Origin of the sequence: Streptomyces sp. Go-475 (assembly GCF_003330845.1) — a bacterium.
GTDB lineage: Bacteria > Actinomycetota > Actinomycetes > Streptomycetales > Streptomycetaceae > Streptomyces.
In genome coordinates, this window is the sequence record NZ_CP026121.1 from 6,979,178 (window position 1) to 6,998,511 (window position 19,334).

Annotated in this window: 14 protein-coding genes and 1 pseudogene; 7 read left to right on the forward strand and 8 right to left on the reverse strand. The window is 72.1% G+C overall.

Annotation, left to right across the window (positions count from 1 at the left end; all coding sequences use genetic code 11):
- Positions 1 to 105 precede the first annotated feature (105 nt).
- The 6 genes from C1703_RS31780 to C1703_RS31805 form a co-directional block, all read right to left on the reverse strand.
- Positions 106 to 2,979: a glycoside hydrolase family 2 TIM barrel-domain containing protein gene (locus C1703_RS31780; RefSeq protein ID WP_114256059.1), complete on the reverse strand. Its 2,874-nt coding sequence runs from the start codon at positions 2,977 to 2,979 to the stop codon at positions 106 to 108.
- A 12-nt stretch (positions 2,980 to 2,991) separates the two neighbouring features.
- Positions 2,992 to 3,873 carry a carbohydrate ABC transporter permease gene (locus C1703_RS31785; RefSeq protein ID WP_114256060.1) on the reverse strand — a complete coding sequence of 294 codons (882 nt, stop codon included), beginning with the start codon at positions 3,871 to 3,873 and terminating at the stop codon, positions 2,992 to 2,994.
- Positions 3,870 to 4,835 carry a sugar ABC transporter permease gene (locus C1703_RS31790; protein WP_114256061.1) on the reverse strand — a complete coding sequence of 322 codons (966 nt, stop codon included), beginning with the start codon at positions 4,833 to 4,835 and terminating at the stop codon, positions 3,870 to 3,872. The genes C1703_RS31785 and C1703_RS31790 overlap by 4 nt, the downstream gene beginning before the upstream one ends.
- 20 nt (positions 4,836 to 4,855) lie before the next feature.
- Positions 4,856 to 6,121, reverse strand: a complete 1,266-nt coding sequence (locus tag C1703_RS31795) for a sugar ABC transporter substrate-binding protein (RefSeq protein ID WP_114256062.1) — start codon at positions 6,119 to 6,121, stop codon at positions 4,856 to 4,858.
- A 220-nt stretch (positions 6,122 to 6,341) separates the two neighbouring features.
- Positions 6,342 to 7,589: an ROK family transcriptional regulator gene (locus C1703_RS31800; protein WP_114256063.1), complete on the reverse strand. Its 1,248-nt coding sequence runs from the start codon at positions 7,587 to 7,589 to the stop codon at positions 6,342 to 6,344.
- A gap of 202 nt (positions 7,590 to 7,791) precedes the next feature.
- Entirely contained in the window at positions 7,792 to 8,454 is a 663-nt protein-coding gene (locus C1703_RS31805) for an ANTAR domain-containing protein (RefSeq protein ID WP_232840648.1), read from the reverse strand.
- 219 nt (positions 8,455 to 8,673) lie between these two features.
- Between C1703_RS31805 and C1703_RS31810 the strand changes: the two are divergent.
- Positions 8,674 to 8,979: pseudogene (locus C1703_RS31810) on the forward strand (helix-turn-helix domain-containing protein); the annotation flags it as partial.
- A 270-nt stretch (positions 8,980 to 9,249) separates the two neighbouring features.
- Here the strand turns inward: C1703_RS31810 and C1703_RS31815 are convergent.
- The gene (locus C1703_RS31815) at positions 9,250 to 10,506 is read right to left on the reverse strand and encodes a D-arabinono-1,4-lactone oxidase (protein ID WP_114256065.1); all 1,257 of its coding nucleotides are present in this window, start codon (positions 10,504 to 10,506) and stop codon (positions 9,250 to 9,252) included.
- A gap of 157 nt (positions 10,507 to 10,663) precedes the next feature.
- Here C1703_RS31815 and C1703_RS31820 point away from each other — a divergent pair, with 157 nt between their 5' ends.
- The 6 genes from C1703_RS31820 (at position 10,664) to C1703_RS31845 (ending at position 18,156) form a co-directional block, all read left to right on the forward strand.
- Positions 10,664 to 11,671: a hydroxyacid dehydrogenase gene (locus tag C1703_RS31820; protein ID WP_114256066.1), complete on the forward strand. Its 1,008-nt coding sequence runs from the start codon at positions 10,664 to 10,666 to the stop codon at positions 11,669 to 11,671.
- 139 nt (positions 11,672 to 11,810) lie between these two features.
- A complete protein-coding gene (locus C1703_RS31825) occupies positions 11,811 to 13,139 on the forward strand; it encodes a radical SAM protein (protein ID WP_114256067.1) in 1,329 nt (442 codons plus the stop codon).
- 230 nt (positions 13,140 to 13,369) lie between these two features.
- Complete coding sequence (locus tag C1703_RS31830; protein ID WP_114256068.1) at positions 13,370 to 14,863, forward strand: cellulose-binding domain-containing protein; 1,494 nt, start codon at positions 13,370 to 13,372, stop codon at positions 14,861 to 14,863.
- A gap of 205 nt (positions 14,864 to 15,068) precedes the next feature.
- Complete coding sequence (gene rsgA / locus C1703_RS31835) at positions 15,069 to 16,175, forward strand: ribosome small subunit-dependent GTPase A (protein ID WP_114256069.1); 1,107 nt, start codon at positions 15,069 to 15,071, stop codon at positions 16,173 to 16,175.
- A 74-nt stretch (positions 16,176 to 16,249) separates the two neighbouring features.
- Complete coding sequence (locus tag C1703_RS31840; protein ID WP_198678331.1) at positions 16,250 to 17,662, forward strand: DNA-3-methyladenine glycosylase 2 family protein; 1,413 nt, start codon at positions 16,250 to 16,252, stop codon at positions 17,660 to 17,662.
- Positions 17,662 to 18,156: a methylated-DNA--[protein]-cysteine S-methyltransferase gene (locus tag C1703_RS31845; RefSeq protein ID WP_114256070.1), complete on the forward strand. Its 495-nt coding sequence runs from the start codon at positions 17,662 to 17,664 to the stop codon at positions 18,154 to 18,156. The genes C1703_RS31840 and C1703_RS31845 overlap by 1 nt, the downstream gene beginning before the upstream one ends.
- Positions 18,157 to 18,186: 30 nt before the next feature.
- Here C1703_RS31845 and C1703_RS31850 read toward each other — a convergent pair whose 3' ends face one another.
- Positions 18,187 to 18,669 (reverse strand): DUF456 domain-containing protein, encoded by a 483-nt coding sequence (locus C1703_RS31850; RefSeq protein WP_114256071.1) that lies wholly within the window; start codon positions 18,667 to 18,669, stop codon positions 18,187 to 18,189.
- Between the last annotated feature and the right edge of the window lie 665 nt (positions 18,670 to 19,334).

Sequence of the window (19,334 nt, forward strand, 5' to 3'; positions counted from 1 at the left end):
TACGAGGGCCGACCGGCCGCGGACGACGTCCCGACACTGTCGGAATGTCGATCAATCGGTCAATCGATTAATAGGCTTCTTACCTCGGCTTCTTACCTTGGTCTCTCAGCCGGTGGTCGAGAACACGAACGCGAACTGAGCCGGCTCGGCCTTCAGGAAGTACTGCGGCAGCGGGCCCGGGCCGCAGGACTGCGAGCCGATGCCGTGCTGCCCGTGGTCGAGGTTGACCCACACCGTGTCGCCGGGCGTGAGGTCGGTGCGGTGCCGGGCCGCGTCCAGCTGCTCGGTCGTCCAGCGCCGCGCGGTGAACCAGAACTCCGGGTCGCCCTCGATCCTGAGCCCGCCGAGCTCCACCCAGCGGACGTCGGCACGGGCGCCGTTCTCCTGCGGGCGGAGGTACGGCGTCTGCAGCTCGTCCACCGTGGACTGCCAGCGGCCGATCATTGACGCCGTCCTGGTGTCCGGGTACGCCTCGCCGGGACCGCCGCCGAACCACTCCACCCGGTCGGCCTCCGTCAGGCCGAAGCGGACGCCGAGCCGGGGCAGCGGCACCGTCCAGTCGCCCTGAGGCGTCACGGACACGGCCAGCCGCAGCCGCTCCCCGTCGGACGTCCAGCGGTACACCGTGTCCAGGCCGACCTCGCGGGCGGCGGGCGCCACCCGGGTGCGGACCGTGAGCGCGTCGTCGCCGGCCTCGACCGAGACCAGGCGGTGCCGCATGCGGTGCAGGCCGAGCGTGCGCCACAGCATCCCGTAGCGGGTGTCGGTCTGCCACTCGGCGCCGTCGTCGTTGTCGGTCGGCGCCCGCCACACGTCCAGCCGCGGCGTCGCGCCGACCGGCACCCCGCCGATCGAGAGAAGCGCCCCGGTCCGGGCGTCGAACACGGCCGGGCCGAGCGTGACCCGGTCCGCCTCGCGCACCGGACGGTCGGTGGCCGGGAAGGTCGGCAGCGGCCGCGCCCCGGCGGCGAACTGCCCCCAGGCCACGACGTGGCCCTTGGGCGCCCAGGACGTGTCGTCCGCGAGCAGCGCCCGCACCGTCCACTGCCGCTCGCCGCCACGGCCGTCGGCGGGCGGCTCGGGCAGCTTCACCTCGGCGCTCTCGCCCGGCGCGAGCGCCGGCACCGCGAGCGAGCCGGACTCGACGGTCTCGCCGTCCACCTGGCAGGACCACTCGAAGGACAGCGCGGACAGGTCGGCGAAGTCCTGTTTGTTGGTGACGCGGACGATGCCGTTGGCGCCGTCGCCCTCGATGTGGACCGGCTCGATGACCTTCTTGTACTCGACGAGGCCCGGCGACGGCGTCCGGTCCGGGAAGACCAGCCCGTCGCAGACGAAGTTGCCGTCGTGCAGCTCCTCGCCGAAGTCGCCGCCGTAGGCGTAGCCCAGCTCGGGGTGCTTGACGCCGTGGTCGATCCACTCCCAGATGAACCCGCCCTGGAGCCGCTCGTGCTTCTCGAACAGCTCCTGGTAGTCGGCGAGCCCGCCCGGGCCGTTGCCCATCGCGTGGCCGTACTCGCACTGGATGAACGGCAGCTCGCGGCGCTTGTGCGTGCCGCCGTCGAGCCGCTGCCCGATCTTGTCGACCTCGTCGTGGAAGGCGTACATCCGCGAGTAGACGTCGGTGTCGCGGCAGTTCCAGTCGCCCTCGTAGTGCACCAGCCGCTCGGGGTCGCGCTGGTGGATCCACTCGGCCATGGCGGTGAGCCCGCGGCCGGTGCCCGCCTCGTTGCCCAGCGACCAGAAGACGATCGACGGGTGGTTCTTGTCCCGCTCGACCATCCGCGCGGCCCGGTCCAGCAGGGCCGGGGTCCAGCGGTCGTCGTCGACCGGGTTGTCCCGCCAGTCCTGCTCGGTGAAGCCGTGGGTCTCCAGGTCGCACTCGTCGATGACCCACAGCCCGTACTCGTCGCACAGGTCGAGGAAGGCCGGGTGCGGCGGGTAGTGCGAGGTGCGCACGGCGTTGAGGTTGTGCCGCTTCATCAGCAGCACGTCCTCGCGCATGGTCTCCAGGTCGAGGGCGCGGCCCCGCTCGTGGTGCCACTCGTGCCGGTTGACGCCCTTGAAGAGGACGGCCCTGCCGTTGACCTTGATGAGCCCGTCCTCCAGGACGACCGTGCGGAAGCCGATCCGCAGCGGCACCCGCTCGCCCTCGGTGGCCAGCACGCCGTCGTACAGCGTCGGCGTCTCGGCGGTCCACGGCTCGACCGCGACCGTCACCGACTCGCCGGTGGCGACGTCGATGCCCAGGGCCGGGACGGTCACCCGCCCGTCGACGTCGGAGTCGACGCGCAGGGTGCCCTCGCCGGTGGTGTGGTCGTAGGAGGCGTGCACGAAGAAGTCGCCCACGCCGCCCGCCGGGCGGTGCAGCAGGGTGACGTCACGGAAGATGCCCGGCAGCCACCACTGGTCCTGGTCCTCCAGGTACGACCCGGCCGACCACTGGTGCACGCGCACGGCCAGCACGTTGCCGCCCGGCTTCAGCAGGTGCCCGACCGCGAACTCGTGCGGCAGCCGGGAGCCCTTGAACTCGCCGAGTTCCGTGCCGTTGAGCCACACCCGGGCACAGGACTCGACCCCGTCGAAGCGCAGCACCGCCCCGCCGTCCGACGGCCAGTCGGACGGCAGGTCGAAGACCCGCAGGTGGTCACCGGTCGGGTTCTCCGTCGGCACGTGCGGCGGGTCCACCGGGAAGGGGTAGAGGTGGTTGGTGTAGATGGGGGAGCCGAACGCCCCGTCGCCCTGGAGGACCCAGTGGCCGGGGACCGCGACCTCGGCCCAGCCCCCGGCGTCGTAGCCCTCCTCGGCGAACGAGTCGTCCTCGGCGTCGGCCGTGGCCGACAGCCGGAAGCGCCAGGTGCCGTTCAGCGACAGGGACTGCGCGTCCGAGGCCGCGTACCAGGCGCGCGGCGGGAGGGTCCCGCGGCCGGGTGAGACGTCCTCGACGTAGTCGGCGGATGGGGAGGTGCGGAAAGACATCGGTCTCCTAGCTCAGCCCTTGATGCCGGTCTGCGCGATCCCCTGCACCAGCCAGCGCTGGAGGAAGAGGAAGACGAAGACCAGGGGCAGGATCGAGATGGCGGTGGCCATGAAGATCAGGTGGTAGTTGACGGTCTGGTTGGTCATGTACGACGACAGTGCCACCTGGACCGTCCAGGCGCTCGGGTCCTGTCCGATGACCAGCGGCCACAGGAAGGAGTTCCAGCCGTTGATGAAGGTGATCGTGGCCATCGCCGCGAAGAAGTTCAGCGAGTTGGGTACGACGATCCGCCAGTACGCGCCCCAGTAGCCGAGCCCGTCCACGCGTGCCGCCTCCTCCAGCTCCTTCGGGAACCCGAGGAAGTACTGCCGGAACAGGAAGCAGGTGAAACCACTGAAGAGGCCCGGGATGATGAGACCCCGGTAACTGTCGACCCAGCCGAGGGACGAGACGAGCACGAAGCTCGGCACGAAGGTGACCGCCGTGGGAACCATCAGGGTGGCCAGGACGGCGTAGAAGACCTTGTTGGCGTGCTTGTACGGGATGCGGGCGAGCCCGTACCCGGCGAGCGAGCAGATCAGCAGGATGCCGGCGGTGTGCAGGACGGCGACGACCACGGAGTTCCACAGGGCACGGGCGAAGTCGACCGTGACGTCGTCGAAGGGCTCGGCGAAGTTGCCCCACTGGATGGTGGTGGGGAACCACTTCCAGTTCTCCCCGGTGATCTCCGGGTCCGTCATCAGCGCGTTGCGGACGATGAGGTAGAAGGGGATCAGGAAGAGCAGGGCCGCGATGCCGGTCGCGATGTACAGGCCGGTGCTGCTCATCACGCCGCCGCGCTTGGCCTTGGCCGGCTCCGTGACCTTCCCGAGGTCGGGTGCTGTGGTGGTCACTTGGACTCCTCACCCCTTCCGAAGCCCATGATCTTGCCCTGGAACAGCGTGACGATGCAGATGAGCAGGGTCAGCACGACCGCGCCCGCGCTGCCGACGCCGTAGTTCTGGTTCTCGCCGAGGGCCATCTTGTACAGCTCGACCAGCGGCGGCTGACCCCAGGTGGCCTTGGGCAGCAGGTTCCAGAACTCGTCGAAGGCCTGGTAGGCGGCGATCAGCAGGAGCAGGATCACCGCGGTGGAGGTGGCCCGCAGCTGCGGCAGCGTGATGTGCCGGAAGGTCTGCCAGCCCGGCTTGGCGCCGTCGATGGCGGCGGCCTCGTACAGCTCCCGCGGGATGTTCTGCAGCGCCGCCAGGAACAGGATCATGTAGAAGCCCGACTGCAGCCACAGGCGGACGGTCACGATGACCAGCCAGTACCAGGGCGGGTCGGGGTTGGCCAGCCAGGCGATGTTCTCGACGCCGAACCAGCCGAGGAAGGTGTTGGCCATGCCGAAGCGGACGCCGTTGAAGATGGACATCTTCCAGATCAGCGCGGCGGCGACGTAGCTGACCGCGGTGGGCAGGAAGAACACCGACCGGAAGAACGCCCGCATGAACGTCAGCCGGTTCACCAGGAGCGCGAGTCCCAGGGACATCGCCCAGGTGGCGGGCACGATGAACGCGGCGAACACGGTGAAGGTGACGAGCGAGTTCAGGAAGTCCTTGTCCGTCAGGATCGACTTGTAGTTCTCGAGGCCGACGAACTCGCTCGGTGTGACGGTGAAGCGTGCCTCGAAGAAGCTGAGCCAGATGCTCCAGCCGATGGGCACGAAGACGAAGATGATCAGGCCGATGAGGAACGGCCCGGTGAAGAGCCAGAAGTTGAAGGTGCTGTTCGCCCTCAGGCCCCGCCGCGGCCGGGTCTTGGAGACCTTGGCCGGGGCGGGGGAGGCGACCCCGCGTGTGGTGGTGGTCGACATGTCGAGATCCGTCCGGCGGCCTATCCGAAGAGCTTCTTGAGCTCGGCGTCGACCTTCTTCTCACACGCGTCGAGCGCGGCCTTCGGATCGCCGTTCTTGCGGACGGTGTTGGCGATCACGTCCTCGAACGACGCGATCATGGACTGCGTCCAGCCGATGTTGTCGAAGTGGCCGAACTCGTTGAAGAGCTTGACGCCCTCGGCCGGCAGGCCGGACTTCAGCTTGTCCGCGGACTCGGCGAGCGAGGTGCGCGGCGGGATGTGGAAGCCGTAGGAGGTGGCGAAGTCCTCCTGGTACTCCTTCTGGTCGATCCACAGCCACTTCACGTATTCCTTGGCCGCCTCGACGTTCTTGCTCTTGGCGTTGACGAACATCGACCAGCCGCCGTTGTAGACCGACTGCTTGCCGGCCGAGCCGACCTTCGGGAACGGGAAGATGCCGATGTCGTCTCCGAGCGCCTTCTGCATGGCCGGCATGGCCCACATGCCGCACCACTGGATCGCCGTGAGTCCCTGGATGAAGGCCGACGGGTCCCAGGAGTCGGCGGGGGCGTCGAGGAGCAGGTTGCCGCTGGTGAAGAGGCCCCGCAGCTGCTTGAGGCCCTCGGCGACGGCGTCGGTGTTGAAGGCGGGTTTGTTGTCCGGGGTGAGGGTGTCGGCGCCGGCCGACCAGATCAGCGGGCGGCCCACCGAGGTCAGGTCGTTGCCGAGGAAGATGCCCTTGACCTTGCTCGTGGTCAGCTTGTCGGCGGCCTCGATCAGCTCCTCCAGTGTGGTCGGCACCTCGATCTTCGCCTTCTCGAACAGCGAGGGCCGGTAGAAGAGGAACTGGGGGTCGTCGATCATCCGGACGCCGTATATCTTGCCGTCGACCGTGTGCGACTTGATGTCGGCCTGGTTGAAGTCGTTCTTGACCGGCTCGATGATGTCGGTCAGGTCCGCCACCTGGCCGCTCTTGACCATCTGGATCTGCGGGTGGAACTCGAAGACGTCGGGCGCGTTCTCGGTGAGCAGCGCGGCGAAGAGCTTCTGCTCGTAGTTGTTGCCGGTGATCCACTGGGTCGTGACGTTGGCTTCCTTGTAGGCCTTCGCGTAGCGCTTGACGGCCTGCTCCACGCCGGCCTCGCCGTACGCGTGGAAGTACTGGACGAGGCCCTTGCCCGACCCGGAGCCGCCGCCCCGGCCGGTGTTGCTGCCGCACGCGGCCAGTCCACCGGCGGCGGCCAGGCCCATCGCGGCCCGCAGTACGGTACGGCGGTCCCAGTTCATGTTGCTCGATGCCGACATGCTGACGTCCTTGTCTCGAGTGCGGCTGCGGCTCTGCGGCTCACTGCCTGAGGGCGCGGGGCCCGGTGGCTCGCGCCGGATGGCTCAAAGAGAGGTGCGGTGCGGGACGCTAGAGCTTCGACTAAGGCTTCGGCAAGGGGTTGGACGAAGCCTGTTCGAAGCGTTGCGTTCGGTTCGTCATTTCGAACACATGGGTCTCGCGGAGGAGTTGCTTCCGCCGTCACGAGGGTGGTGCGGCGGTGCGGCTCCTCACGGGTGTGGTGCGCTTGCCGTTCCTCTGCCCGACGATCTGGAGCGCGCCCTCCAGCGCGAACGTCGCCGCGCCCAGGCACACCGGATCGGTGGGGATCGGGGAGAGGACGATCTCGGTCGCGGCCAGCGGCCGCGGCAGCGCGTGCCGGGTCACGGCCTCGCGCACCTCGTGCAGCAGCGGTTCGCCCAGGGCGAGGGCGACCCAGCTGCTCAGCACGACGATCTCGGGGTTGAACAGGTTGACCAGGTCGGCCACGCCCGCGCCGAGGTAGCGGGCGGTCTCGTGGACGGCCCGGCGCGCCACGGGGTCGCCCGCCGCGACGCCGCGCGCCAGGGCGCCGATGGTCGCCGTCTGGTCCTCGGGGTGCAGCAGGGCGCTGTCGGGGCTGACCTCGCGCAGGTTCATCATGATGCCGCGCGCGCCGACGTAGGCCTCCACGCAGCCGTGGTTGCCGCAGCGGCACAGCCGTCCGTCCAGCACCATCGTGGTGTGGCCCCACTCCCCGGCGCTGTTGCTCACCCCGCGGTGCAGCCCGCCGCCGAGGACGAGCCCGGCGCCCACCCCGGTCCCGAGGTTGACCACCACGGCGTTCCCGCGTCCCCGGGCGGCCCCGAACCACAGCTCGGCCACCGCGCTGGCGCGCAGCGGGTTGTCCAGGTACAGCGGGTAGGCGATGTGCTCGGTGAGCAGGTCCAGCAGCGGTACCTCGTGCCAGTCCCAGTTGGGCGCGTACTCCGAGACGCCGGTGGCCCGGTCGACCTGCCCCGGCACGCTCACGCCGACCCCGAGCACCCGGGCGCCCTCGATCCCGGCCTGGGCGACCACCGAGCCGACGGCGGTGGCGACATGGGCGACCACCTGCTCGGGCAGGCTCTCGCTGGGCCGGACGTCCTCCTCGGCCCGGGCCAGGACGTTCAGCCCCAGGTCGAACAGCTCGACGTGGACGTACGTCTCGGCGATGTCGACGCCGATCAGCGCGCCGCCCGAGGAGTTGACCGCCACCAGGCCGCGGGGGCGGCCGCCGGCCGAGTCCTCGAAGCCGACCTCCGTGATCATGCGGAGGTCGAGCAGCTCGCCCACGAGGGTCGCGACCGTGGCGAGGCTGAGGCCGGTGGCGGCGGCCAGCTCCTGCCGCGAGGTGGGCGACGCGGCGATGATCTGGCGCAGCACCTCGTAGCGGTTCGCGGTGCGGATGTCACGTGATGTGCGCTTCACCGGAGTGCCCATCCTTTCCCAGGCCGGCCAGGGCCGGGTCGACATCGGCACCGGCGCGGCGCAAGGCTATGGGCTCCCGGGACTTTCGACAAGGGGTTAGGAAAGGGGCTTTATAAAGGGCGCCGCTGGTGGGGCCGGTGGTGCCCGGCCGTGGCTGGACATGATGCCCCGGAGATGCCCCGGAACGGGAGAGCGGGGCGGGTCAGCCCTCGTCCGCGGCCGTGCCGGCCGTGTGGCACAGCTCCGCCCCGCCCCGGGCGCCCGCGCCGGCGACCGCGGCGGCGAGCTGCCGCTGCACCTGCTCCGGCAGCGTGCTGCCGTGCACGGTGCCCACCAGCTCCCGGGCCAGCTGGTGCAGCTTGGTGTTGGTGTTCTGGGAGGTCCTGACGAGCACGCTCCAGGCCGCCTCGGGGCTCAGGCTGAAGGAGGCCATCAGGATGCCGCGGGCCAGATCGATGGTCGGCCGCGTCTGCATCGCGCGCCGCAGCTGGGCGACTTCGGCGAGCAGGTCGTCGCGGTCGGTGTCGGTGGGCTCGGCGTACGCGCGCGTGGCGTCTTCGTGTGCGGCGTCCGTGAACAGCTCGCGCGTGCCCGTCAGGTCGAGGAGGCGGCCTACCGCGCGGCCGGCGGAGCGGATCACGAGCGTCTTGCCCTGGTCGAGGGCGCGCGTGCGCAGGTCGAGCAGGACGTTGACGCCCGAGCAGTCGCAGAAGCCGACCGAGTCCAGGCGCAGGTCGACGCCGCTGCCCGACAGCGCGAGGACGTCGTACAGGTCGGGCAGGAGCCGCCGGCTGCCCAGGTCGAGTTCGCCCCACAGGGTCACGGTCATCCGGTCACCGTCCGGCAGGACGTCCAAGGTCGCCATGCAGGGCGGAACCGCCGGTGCGGTGTCCGTCATCGCGGGCGCGGCGCCCTCCTGCGTCCGAGGCGCAGAGTACGCAGGCTCCGGCATGGCTCTGATCTCCCTGTCTGTCGGCCCGCCTCCGGTTCAAGCTTTGCCCCTCTACCCCACACACGTCAATCAATACATGAAACGCAGTACGTGTTTTTGATTGCGTGAATGCCCGGTCGCTAAAGTGGGGCCATGGATGGAGTGCCTGAGCCACACACCGGATGGACGTTCCTCACCAACCACGCCCGGGTGCTGGCGGCCATCGCCGACAATCACAGCGCCCGCATCCGGGACATAGCCGCACACTGCAGGCTCACCGAACGCGCTGTTCAGAAGATCATCGCCGACCTGGAGCAGGACGGCTATCTCTCGCACACCCGGGAGGGCCGCACCAACACCTACCGGATCGACCCGGGCAAGGTGCTGCGCCACCCCGCCGAGGCGGGTCTGACGGTGGCGGCGCTGCTCTCCCTGCTCGTCCAGGACGAGGCCGACCGCGCCCTGCCCGCCGCCCGGCCGCAGACCACACCCCCTCCCGGCCGCACGCCACGACCTGACCGCCCGGCCGCACCCCACGGTCCGGCCGCCGACCGCACGCCGCGACTTGACCGCCCGGCCGCACCCCACGGTCCGGCCGCCGACCGCACGCCACGACCTGACCGCCCGGCCGCACCCCACGGTCCGGCCGCCGACCGCACGCCGCGACCTGGCCACCTGGGCCGCGCTCAACTGACCGCCGGCCGTCCGCCGCTCCGGCCGGCCTCGTCTTCACGCCCGGGCCAGCACATCCCGCACGAACGCGTTGGCGAACGTCCCGTCCGGGTCCAGCTCCGACGCCAGCGCCCGGAAGTCGTCCAGCCGCGGATACAGCCCCCGCAGCACCGTCGCCGGCACGGTGAACACCTTCCCCCAGTGCGGGCGCGCCTCGAACGGCGCCAGCGCCGCCTCCACCTCCCGTACCACCGGCAGCACCGCCCGGGCGTCCTCGACCCAGGTGAAGTGCGCGGCCACGGTGTCCCGGCCGTGGGACGGGCTCAGCCACTGGTCGTCGCCGGCGACCGTGCGCACCTCGCAGGTCTGCAGGACCGGGGCGATCGTCTCCCGGATCGCGTCGAGCGCGTGCAGCATCCCCACGGCGTGCTCGCGCGGCAGCAGGTACTCCGACTGCAGCTCCGCCCCGCTGCTCGGGACGAACTCGGCCCGGAAGTGCGGCAGCCGCTCGTGCCACGGCCCCGGCACCCCGAACTGCTCGGTGCAGTTGACCGCGGGCATGCCCGGCACCGGATGCATCTTCTCGGTGGCCGCGGCCGCCCAGGGGAAGGCGGGCAGCGGCTGGTCGGTGCGCCGCTTGAGCCACACCTGCCGGAAGCCCGGCGCCCGCCAGTCGGTGAACAGGCTGACGCTGTACGCCGTCGCCATCACCGTCTCGAACGTGCCGGAGTCCAGCCCGTGGAACGGCAATTCGGTGAAGACGTACTGCTCGACCTCGTAGGCGGGCTCCAGGTCGAGGGTGAGCGCGGTGACGACACCGAGCGCGCCCAGGGAGGTGACGGCCCCGCCGAACCGCTCCTCGTCCCGGCCTATGGCCACCGCCCGGCCGTCCGCCGTGACCAGCTCCACCTCGCGCACGGGCGTCGAGAGCGGGCCGTTGAGCACCCCCGAGCCGTGGGTGCCGGTCGCGACCGACCCAGCGACCGAGATGTGCGGCAGGGACGCCATGTTGGGCAGCGCGAGACCGTGCGCGTGCACCCGGCGGGCCAGTTCCGCGTAGCGCACGCCGCCGCCGACCCGGACCGTACGGGCCGCCGTGTCGACCTCCACCTCCGGCGGCAGGCCGGCCAGCGACAGCAGGACGCCCTCGGCACCCGGCTCGGCGATCTCGTTGAACGAATGCCCGCTGCCCAGCACCCGCACCCGGCCGCTGCCCGCGACGAGCGCCCGCAGCGCGGCGAGCGAATCCGGCCGGTGCACCTCCTTGGCCGCGTAGGTGATGTTGCCCGCCCAGTTGGTCACGGTGCCGTTCATCGCGTCGTCCTTCCCCGAGGCAGCGGGGACCGGCAGAGCCCCCCGCCGGAACCTACCCCGGCCTCTCGTCCATTGCCGTCGCCGCCCCGGCCGCATACCGTGGACGCCCTGTAGAGAGCGGTTTCTACCTGTCTCGCCGAGCCGGAAGGTCACCTCCTTGAGCCAGCGCCCCCAGGCACTGTTCGCCATGGCGGCCGAGCATGTGCCGCAGGTCTTCCCGCCCGAGGTGCTGGCGCGGCTGCGCTCGTCCGTGGACATCGACCCGGCCCTCGTGGCCGGGGACTTCACCGACCCGCGTGTGCGCGACGCGCTCGCCCGGACCGAGATCCTGGTGACCGGCTGGGGCTGCCCCCGGCTCGACGAGACGGTCCTCGACGCGGCTCCCCGGCTGCGGGCGGTGCTGCACTCGGCCGGCTCGGTCAAGTCCTTCGCCACGCCCGGGATCTGGCGGCGCGGCATCGCCGTCTCCTCGGCCGCCGCCGCCAACGCGCTGCCAGTGGCCGAGTACACCCTCGCCGTGATCCTGCTCGCCGGGAAGGACGTCTTCGCCGCCCGCGAGCGGCTGCGCGCGACCCGCGCCTCCGCCGGCTGGGGCGTCATCCCCGGCATCGGCAACCACGGCCGCCGCGTCGGCGTCATCGGCGCCTCCCGCATCGGCCGCCGCGTCCTGGAACTGCTGCGCCCCTTCGACCTGCGGCCGGTGCTCACCGACCCGTACGTCGACGAGAAGGAGGCCGCCGCGCTCGGCGTGCCCCTGCTGCCGCTGGAGGAACTGCTGCGCACCTCCGACATCGTCACCGTGCACGCCCCCGAGACACCCGAGACCCACCGCATGATCGGCCGCCGCGAACTCGCCCTGATGCCCGACGGGGCGGTGCTCATCAACACCGCCCGCGGCGCGCTGGTCGACCACGACGCCCTCGTGGCCGAACTGCGCTCGGGGCGCCTGACCGCGGTCCTCGACGTCACCGACCCCGAGCCGCTCCCCGCCGACTCGCCCCTCTACGACCTGCCCGGGGCCTTCGTCACCCCGCACCTCGCGGGCTCCCAGGGCAACGAGCTGGCGCGGCTCGGCCTGGCGGTCGCCGAGGAGGCCGAACGGCTGCTGGCCGGGGAAGAACTCGCGCACGCCGTCGACCCGGCGGCGCTGGAGCGCGTGGCCTGACGCGACGACCGCCGCCCGCAAATCCGGCAAACCGCCACGATCCCGTCATTCCCCCGGCTCGGGGGGACCCGGTACCGCCCTCGCGCACCCATGGGCATACCGTGAGGAGTCGTACGTCCGAGCCGGGAGGAGAGACGGGATGGGCAGCGGCAGCCGTACCGCGCTGGTCGAGGATCTGATGGAGCGGTTCCCGCACGTCCCGCGGGAGGCCGTCTTCAAGGAGGACCTGCTCCGGGGCGGCGTGGCCTTCGACCCGTCCGCGCTCAGCGACAACGAGGGCGGCGAGGTCAAGCCGAAGTCGTACTTCATCTTCTCCTTCGACCACGGCACCCTGCCCGAGCTGGGCGAGGCCGCGCTGCGCCGCCCGCCCGAGGAGATCATCCTCACCGGCGGCCCCTACGACCTGCGCCGCACGGTCGTCTCGGTCCGCGTGAACCCCGCCTCGCCCTACCGTGTCGCCGCGAACGAGGACGGCGTCCTCGGCCTCTACCTCGACGGCAGGCGGATCTCCGACGTCGGCGTGCCGCCGATGCCCGAGTACTACCGGCACACCCTCGCCAACGGGAAGTCGGTCATGGAGGTCGCCCCCACCATCCAGTGGGGCTACCTGATCTACCTGACCGTCTTCCGGGTCTGCCAGTACTTCGGCGCCAAGGAGGAGTGCCAGTACTGCGACATCAACCACAACTGGCGCCAGCACAAGGCCGCCGGCCGGCCCTACACGGGCGTGAAGGACGTCGAGGAGGTCCTCGAGGCCCTGGAGATCATCGACCGCTACGACACCGCCAAGGCCTCCACGGCCTACACCCTCACCGGCGGCGCCATCACCAAGACGGTCTCCGGCCGCGACGAGGCCGACTTCTACGGCCACTACGCCAAGGCCATCGAGGAGCGCTTCCCCGGCCGCTGGATCGGCAAGGTCGTCGCCCAGGCCCTCCCGCGCGACGACGTCCAGCGGTTCAAGGACTACGGCGTGCAGATCTACCACCCCAACTACGAGGTGTGGGACGAGTACCTGTTCAAGATGTACTGCCCCGGCAAGGAGCGGTACGTCGGCCGCGACGAGTGGCACAAGCGCATCCTGGACTCCGCCGAGGTCTTCGGCGCGCGCAACGTCATCCCGAACTTCGTCGCCGGAGTCGAGATGGCCGAGCCCTTCGGCTTCAAGACGGTCGACGAGGCCATCGCCTCCACCACCGAGGGCCTGCGCTTCTTCATGTCGCACGGCATCACGCCCCGCTTCACCACCTGGTGCCCGGAGCCCACGACCCCGCTCGGCAAGGCCAATCCGCAGGGCGCGCCCCTGGAGTACCACATCCGCCTGCTCCAGGCGTACCGGCAGACGATGGAGGACTTCGGCCTGTCCTCGCCCCCCGGCTACGGTCCGCCCGGCGCCGGCAACGCGGTCTTCTCGGTCAGCTCCTTCATGGACAGCCTCCCGGCGGACGAACCCACCCCGCTTGTATAACGCTTCGGTGACGTCGTCCATCATTGCGGTACGGCGTTGAGTCACAGGGCGGCCGCGTCCGTACGGCATACAGAGGCCGGAACCAGGGGACGCGCCGCCCTGCCCTGATATCTGAACAGGGCGCTTGTCAGTTGTGTGGGAGGCGTGAAAAGCTCTGGCCCTGCCTCGAGGTTCCCCCAACTCCACTGCCAATCCGGTGAGTTGACCTCGCTTGTGGATGCAGGAGACCCATGCCCGACCTGCCGACCCCTCAGGACGCCACCGAGGCCGCGCTGTTCTCCGAGTGCTGGGACGCGGTCCTCGCGTACGCCGACCTGTGCACGTCCGGCTCCACCGCCGCCGCACAGCTCGGCCGCGAGGCGTTCGCACACGGCATACGCGAGGCCCGCGCCGCCGAGACCGGGCCGGTCCGCGCCACCGGCCGCCGCCCCGCCCGGCTGCCCCGCATACCCCTGCTGCTGACCGCCGTACGCACCACGGCCGCGGCCTGGGAAGAGGAGGGGCAGGGCCACAAACTCGACCCCGACCTGCGCCTGTGGCTCAACTCGGACAAGGCCGCCCGCTACACCGGCCCGCCGCTGCGGCGCCCGCTCGCGCTGCGCGGCCTGCGCGACCTCCAGCAGGCGGACGCCGAACTGCTGTGGCTCGCCGAGGTGGAGGCGCTGCCGCTGTCCCTGGTCGCCCGCCGCCTGGGCCTCGACCCGGCCACCGCCGCCGAGGAACTCCAGCAGGTGCGCACCCTGTTCCGGGACCGCTGCCACCGCAACCACCTCGACACGCCGATGGACGCCGGGTGCCGCAGCTACGCCCGGCTGCTGGACGCCGTCACCCGCTCCTGTGCCGCCGACACGCCCGGTGACCTCTCCCGGCACCTCGCCACCTGCGTGCAGTGCGCCGAGGCCGCCGCCTGCCTGCGCCTGCACGGCGGCGGACTGCCCGGGGCGCTGGCCGGCGGGGTGATCGGCTGGGGCGGTCTCGCCTACCTGGAGCGCCGCCGCCGCGCCGCCGAGGTCCGTCTCGGCGCCGGCCGGCCCGGCCGGCCGGACCAGGCGGCCGCGGAAGAGGAGGACGGGGCGCAGAAGGCGCGCGTCGCCCGCAGCGGCCTGCTCGTCGCCGCCGTCCTGGTCTCCCTCCTGGCACTCGGCGTCTCGATGATGCCCTTCGGCGGCTCCGGCGGCGATCTAGGGGCCCGCGACGACGCCGGCCGGCAGCCGGTGGCCGACCCCGGCCCGTCCCTGCCGTCCGCCCCCTCCCTGCCGCCCGCGACCTCGAAGCCGGCCGACCGGGCCACCGGGGACACGGAGCAGCCGGACGAGCCCGGCAAGCCGGAGGGCAGCAGCCGCCGGACCGCACCGCAGGGGACCTCCTCGCCCGCCGGCCGGTCCGGAGCCGACAAGAGCGCGGATCCCACCTGCCGGGTCGAGTACGACCTGGTCAACCAGTGGCCCGACGGCTTCCAGGCCACCGTCACCGTCACCAGCAGCAAGGCCCTCGACTCCTGGCGGGTGTCCTGGTCCTTCCGGGACGGCCAGCACGTCGGCCAGATGTGGGACGCCTCCGTCTCCCAGGACGGTTCCCGCGTCACCGCCACCGCCGCCGACTACAACAAGTCGGTCCCCGCCGGCGGCAACCTGGCCTTCGGCTTCCTGGCCTCCTGGCGCGGCAAGAACTCCCCGCCGTACGACTTCGCGCTGAACGGGGACGACTGCGCGAAAAGCGGTTGACGCGACGGTGCCGTGACGGGATAGCGTGACGGCGGTTCCCCCGAGTGCCGGGGCGTGCCGAAGAGTCGAGGATCGAGGAGGTGTTGACCGATGGCTGTCATTGCGCTGAGCGCTGCCCGCATCCAGATCATCACGTCCACCTCCATGGCCGCCGGCTGATCCGACCGACCGTCGGGCCGGGGGCCGACCTTGGAAAGGGTCACCCTTGACTTCCAGCTCCGCTGCATCCGTTTCCTCCGCGCTCGCTCCCTACGGCTGGGACGACGCATGGGCGGACCAGTTCGCCCCGTACGCCACCGAAGGACTGCTGCCCGGGCGCGTCATCCGGGTCGACCGCGGGCAGTGCGACGTCGTCACCGCCGGCGGGGTGCTGCGCGCCGACACCGCGTTCGTCACGCCGCACGACCCGATGCGGGTCGTCTGCACCGGCGACTGGGTCGCCGTCGAGCCCGGCGGGAACCCGCGCTACGTCCGCGCGTACCTGCCGCGCCGCACCGCGTTCGTCCGCTCCACCTCCTCCCAGCGGTCCGAGGGGCAGATCCTCGCGGCCAACGTCGACCACGCCGTCGTCGCCGTGTCCCTCGCCGTCGAACTCGACCTCGGCCGCATCGAGCGGTTCCTCGCGCTCGCCTGGGAGTCCGGGGCGCAGCCCGTCGTCGTCCTCACCAAGGCCGACCTCGTGCCGGACGCCGTCACCCGCTCCCACCTCGTCCAGGACGTGGAGACCAGCGCGCCCGGCGTGCCGGTGGTGACCGTCAGCGCGCGGGACGGGGAGGGACTCGAGGTGGTCGCGGCGATCGTCGGCGGCGGTACGTCCGTCCTGCTCGGCCAGTCCGGCGCGGGCAAGTCGACCCTCGCCAACGCGCTCCTCGGCGAGGACGTCATGGACGTCCAGGCCACCCGCGACGTCGACGGCAAGGGCCGCCACACCACGACCACCCGCAACCTGCTCGCGCTGCCCGGCGGGGGCGTCCTCATCGACACGCCCGGACTGCGGGGCGTGGGCCTGTGGGACGCCGAGAGCGGTGTCGGGCAGGTGTTCTCCGAGATCGAGGAACTGGCCGAGCGGTGCCGCTTCCACGACTGCGCCCACGAGGCCGAGCCGGGGTGCGCCGTGCAGGCCGCCGTCGCATCCGGTGAGCTGCCGCAGCGGCGGCTGCACAGCTACCGCAAGCTGCTGCGGGAGAACCAGCGCATCGTCGCCAAGACCGACGCCCGGCTCCGGGCCGAGATCCGCAAGGACTGGAAGCGGAAGGGGGCGATCGGCAGGGCCGCGATGGAGGCCAAGCGCGGCCCGCACTGGCGTTCGTAACCGGGCGGTGTCCCGCGAGCGCCGTGTCCGATTTCCGCCAGCGGCATCCCCGCCGACGGCGGAGACTGGACACCGTGAGGGACCAGGACACGAGGGAAGACCCCAGGTACGAGGCCGTACGCAGCCGTGACGGGCGTTTCGACGGCGCCTTCTTCTTCGCCGTCGAGACGACCGGCATCTACTGTCGGCCGAGCTGCCCCGCGGTCACCCCGAAGCGGGCCAACGTACGGTTCTTCGCCACGGCCGCCGCCGCGCAGGGCTCGGGCTTCCGGGCCTGCCGGCGGTGCCGCCCGGACGCCGTGCCCGGCTCCGCCGAGTGGAACGTCCGCGCGGACGTGGTGGGCCGGGCCATGCGGCTGATCGCCGACGGCGTCGTCGACCGCGAGGGCGTCGCCGGTCTCGCCGCCCGGCTCGGCTACAGCGCCCGGCAGGTGCAGCGGCAGCTCACCGCCGAACTCGGCGCCGGGCCGGTCGCCCTCGCCCGGGCGCAGCGGGCCCACACCGCGCGCGTCCTGCTCCAGACCACCGCGCTGCCGGTCACCGAGATCGCGTTCGCGTCGGGCTTCGCCAGCGTGCGGCAGTTCAACGACACGATCCGCGCCGTGTACGCCTCCACCCCGAGCGAACTGCGCGCCGCCGCGCCGAAGACCGGCCGGGGCCGCCGCACGGCCACCCCGGGCGCCGGCATCCCGCTCCGGCTCGCCCACCGCGGCCCCTACCAGGCCGGCCCCGTCTTCGACCTGCTGGAACGCGAGGCCGTACCCGGCATCGAGGAGGTCGGCGGCCCACCGGGAGCGCGCACCTACCGGCGTACGCTCCGCCTGCCGTACGGCACCGGCATCGCCGCCGTCGGGGAACGGCCCGGCAGCGTGCGCACCGGGCTCGGCGCCCACCCCGGCGGCTGGCTCGACGCCCGGCTGCACCTCACCGACCCCCGCGACCTGACCACCGCCGTCCAGCGGCTGCGGCGGCTGTTCGACCTGGACGCCGACCCCTACGCCGTCGACGAGCGCCTCGCCGCCGACCCGCGCCTCGCGCCCCTGGTCGCCGCCCGCCCCGGGCTGCGCTCGCCGGGCGCCGCCGACCCGGAGGAACTCGCCGTGCGGGCCCTGGTCGGCCGGGCGGAGGCGGAACGGCTCGTCCGCCGCTACGGCAAGGCCCTCGACGCCCCCTGCGGCGGCCTCACCCACCTCTTCCCCGAGCCGGCCCTCCTCGCCGGGGCCGAGCCCGACGGCACCCTCGGCGCGCTCGCCGCCGCCCTCGCCGACCACGCCGTCCGCCTGGACCCGGGCGCCGACCGGGACGACGCGCAGGACGCCCTGCGTGCCGTGCCCGGCCTGGACGCCCGTACGGTCGCCGAGATCCGCACCCGCGCCCTCGGCGACCCGGACGTGGCCCCGCCCGGCACGGACGTCCCCGACAGCTGGCGCCCCTGGCGCTCGTACGCCCTGAACCACCTGCGCGCAGCAGGGGAATGGGAGCTTTGATGAACCCTCCGGCCTCCTGGACGAGCGTGCCCAGCCCCCTCGGGCCGCTGCTCCTCACCGCCGCCCCGAGCGGCGAGTTGACCTCGGTGTCCGTGCCCGGGCAGAAGGGCGGGCGCGAGGTGCGGGACGACTGGCGGCGGGACCCCGGGCCGTTCCGCGAGGCCGAGGAGCAGCTCGCCGCCTACTTCGCCGGGGAGCTGAAGGAGTTCCGGCTGACCTGGCGCACGGAGGGCACCGCCTTCCGGGAGAAGGTCTGGGCCGCCCTCGACGACATCCCCTACGGGGCGACCACGACCTACGGCGAGATCGCCGCGCGGATCGGAGCGCCCCGGGCGGCGGTACGGGCCGTCGGCGGTGCGATCGGAGCCAATCCGCTGCTGGTGGTGCGGCCGTGCCACCGGGTGATCGGGGCGGACGGTGCGCTGACGGGCTACGCGGGGGGACTGGACCGCAAGGTGCGGCTGCTGACGCACGAGGGTGCGCTGCGCCCCTGAGGGCCCGAGGCCCCTGTCACCGGTGAGGGCTCATCCCCAGAAGACCGCGCCCACCCAGGTCGCCGCGATCAGCTGGCAGGTGAACAGTTCGGCCAGGATGCTGGAGCCGCCCGCGCGCATCACCGTGCGCAGGGCGGCGACCGCGTCGGTGTGGCGGCCGAGGCGGAGACGCTCGTAGAGGTAGATGCCGGCCAGGAAGCCGGGGATCGCGCCGAGCACGGGCAGCAGGACGAAGCCGAGGGTGGACCCCGCTCCGGCGTACGCCAGCATGCGGCGGTTGGCGCCGCTCGCCCGCAGCCGCCGGGGCGGCAGCGCCCAGCGCACGGCCTGGGAGACGAACATCAGGGCCGTGGCACCCACCAGGACCCACCAGGCGACGGGCTGCGGGTCCTGCAGCGCCCACCACATCACCGCGGCCCACACCAGCAGTGACCCGGGCACCGCGGGCACCAGCACTCCGCAGAGACCGAGCAGGATGACCAGCCCGACCAGCAGGAGGTCCCACACTCCCATCTGACCAGACTGCCGGAAGCCGGGAGAAGACGCAGGTCAGGAGCGTGGCGGCGGCCCAGACGCGCAGGTCAGCCGGGTGCGGTCCCGGGGCGTCCCGGTATCGCATGGCCGTTCTACGGCTCACTCGACGCGCCGTTCGTCTCGGGGTGGCGGGCCGGTTTTTCCCCAAGCACCGTTTTCATCCGGCTCGTGCGGTGGACAATTAGGGGCATGAGCCAGCAGGGGGGAAGGCCCACCGGTCACGAGGACGACTGGTGGGGGCAGTTGTACGACGACTCCACCGGCGACACGGGCCCCGCACCGGCCCCCGATTCCCTGGACGACCGTTTCGCCTCGGCTGCGGGTGCCGTGGGTGACCAGGGCGTTTCCCCGGCGAGCGACGAGCGGCCCGCTCCCGGCACGGACACGGTGGCGGACCGGCCGCACCGGAGGGACCCGGACCGGGTCGTCCCGATGCCGAGGGCTGGGGCCGACGAGGCGAGGCAGACGCCGCGGGGGTCGCGTCCCACCGACCGGGCCTCTGACCGGGCCACCGACCAGGCTCCTGACCGGGCCTCTGACCGGGCCCCGGATCGAGCCCGTGACCGGGCCTCGGACCGGGCTCCCTGGCGCGCGCCGTGGGAACCGCCGCCGGGCCGTCCGACGGGCCCCGTGACCTTCCCAGC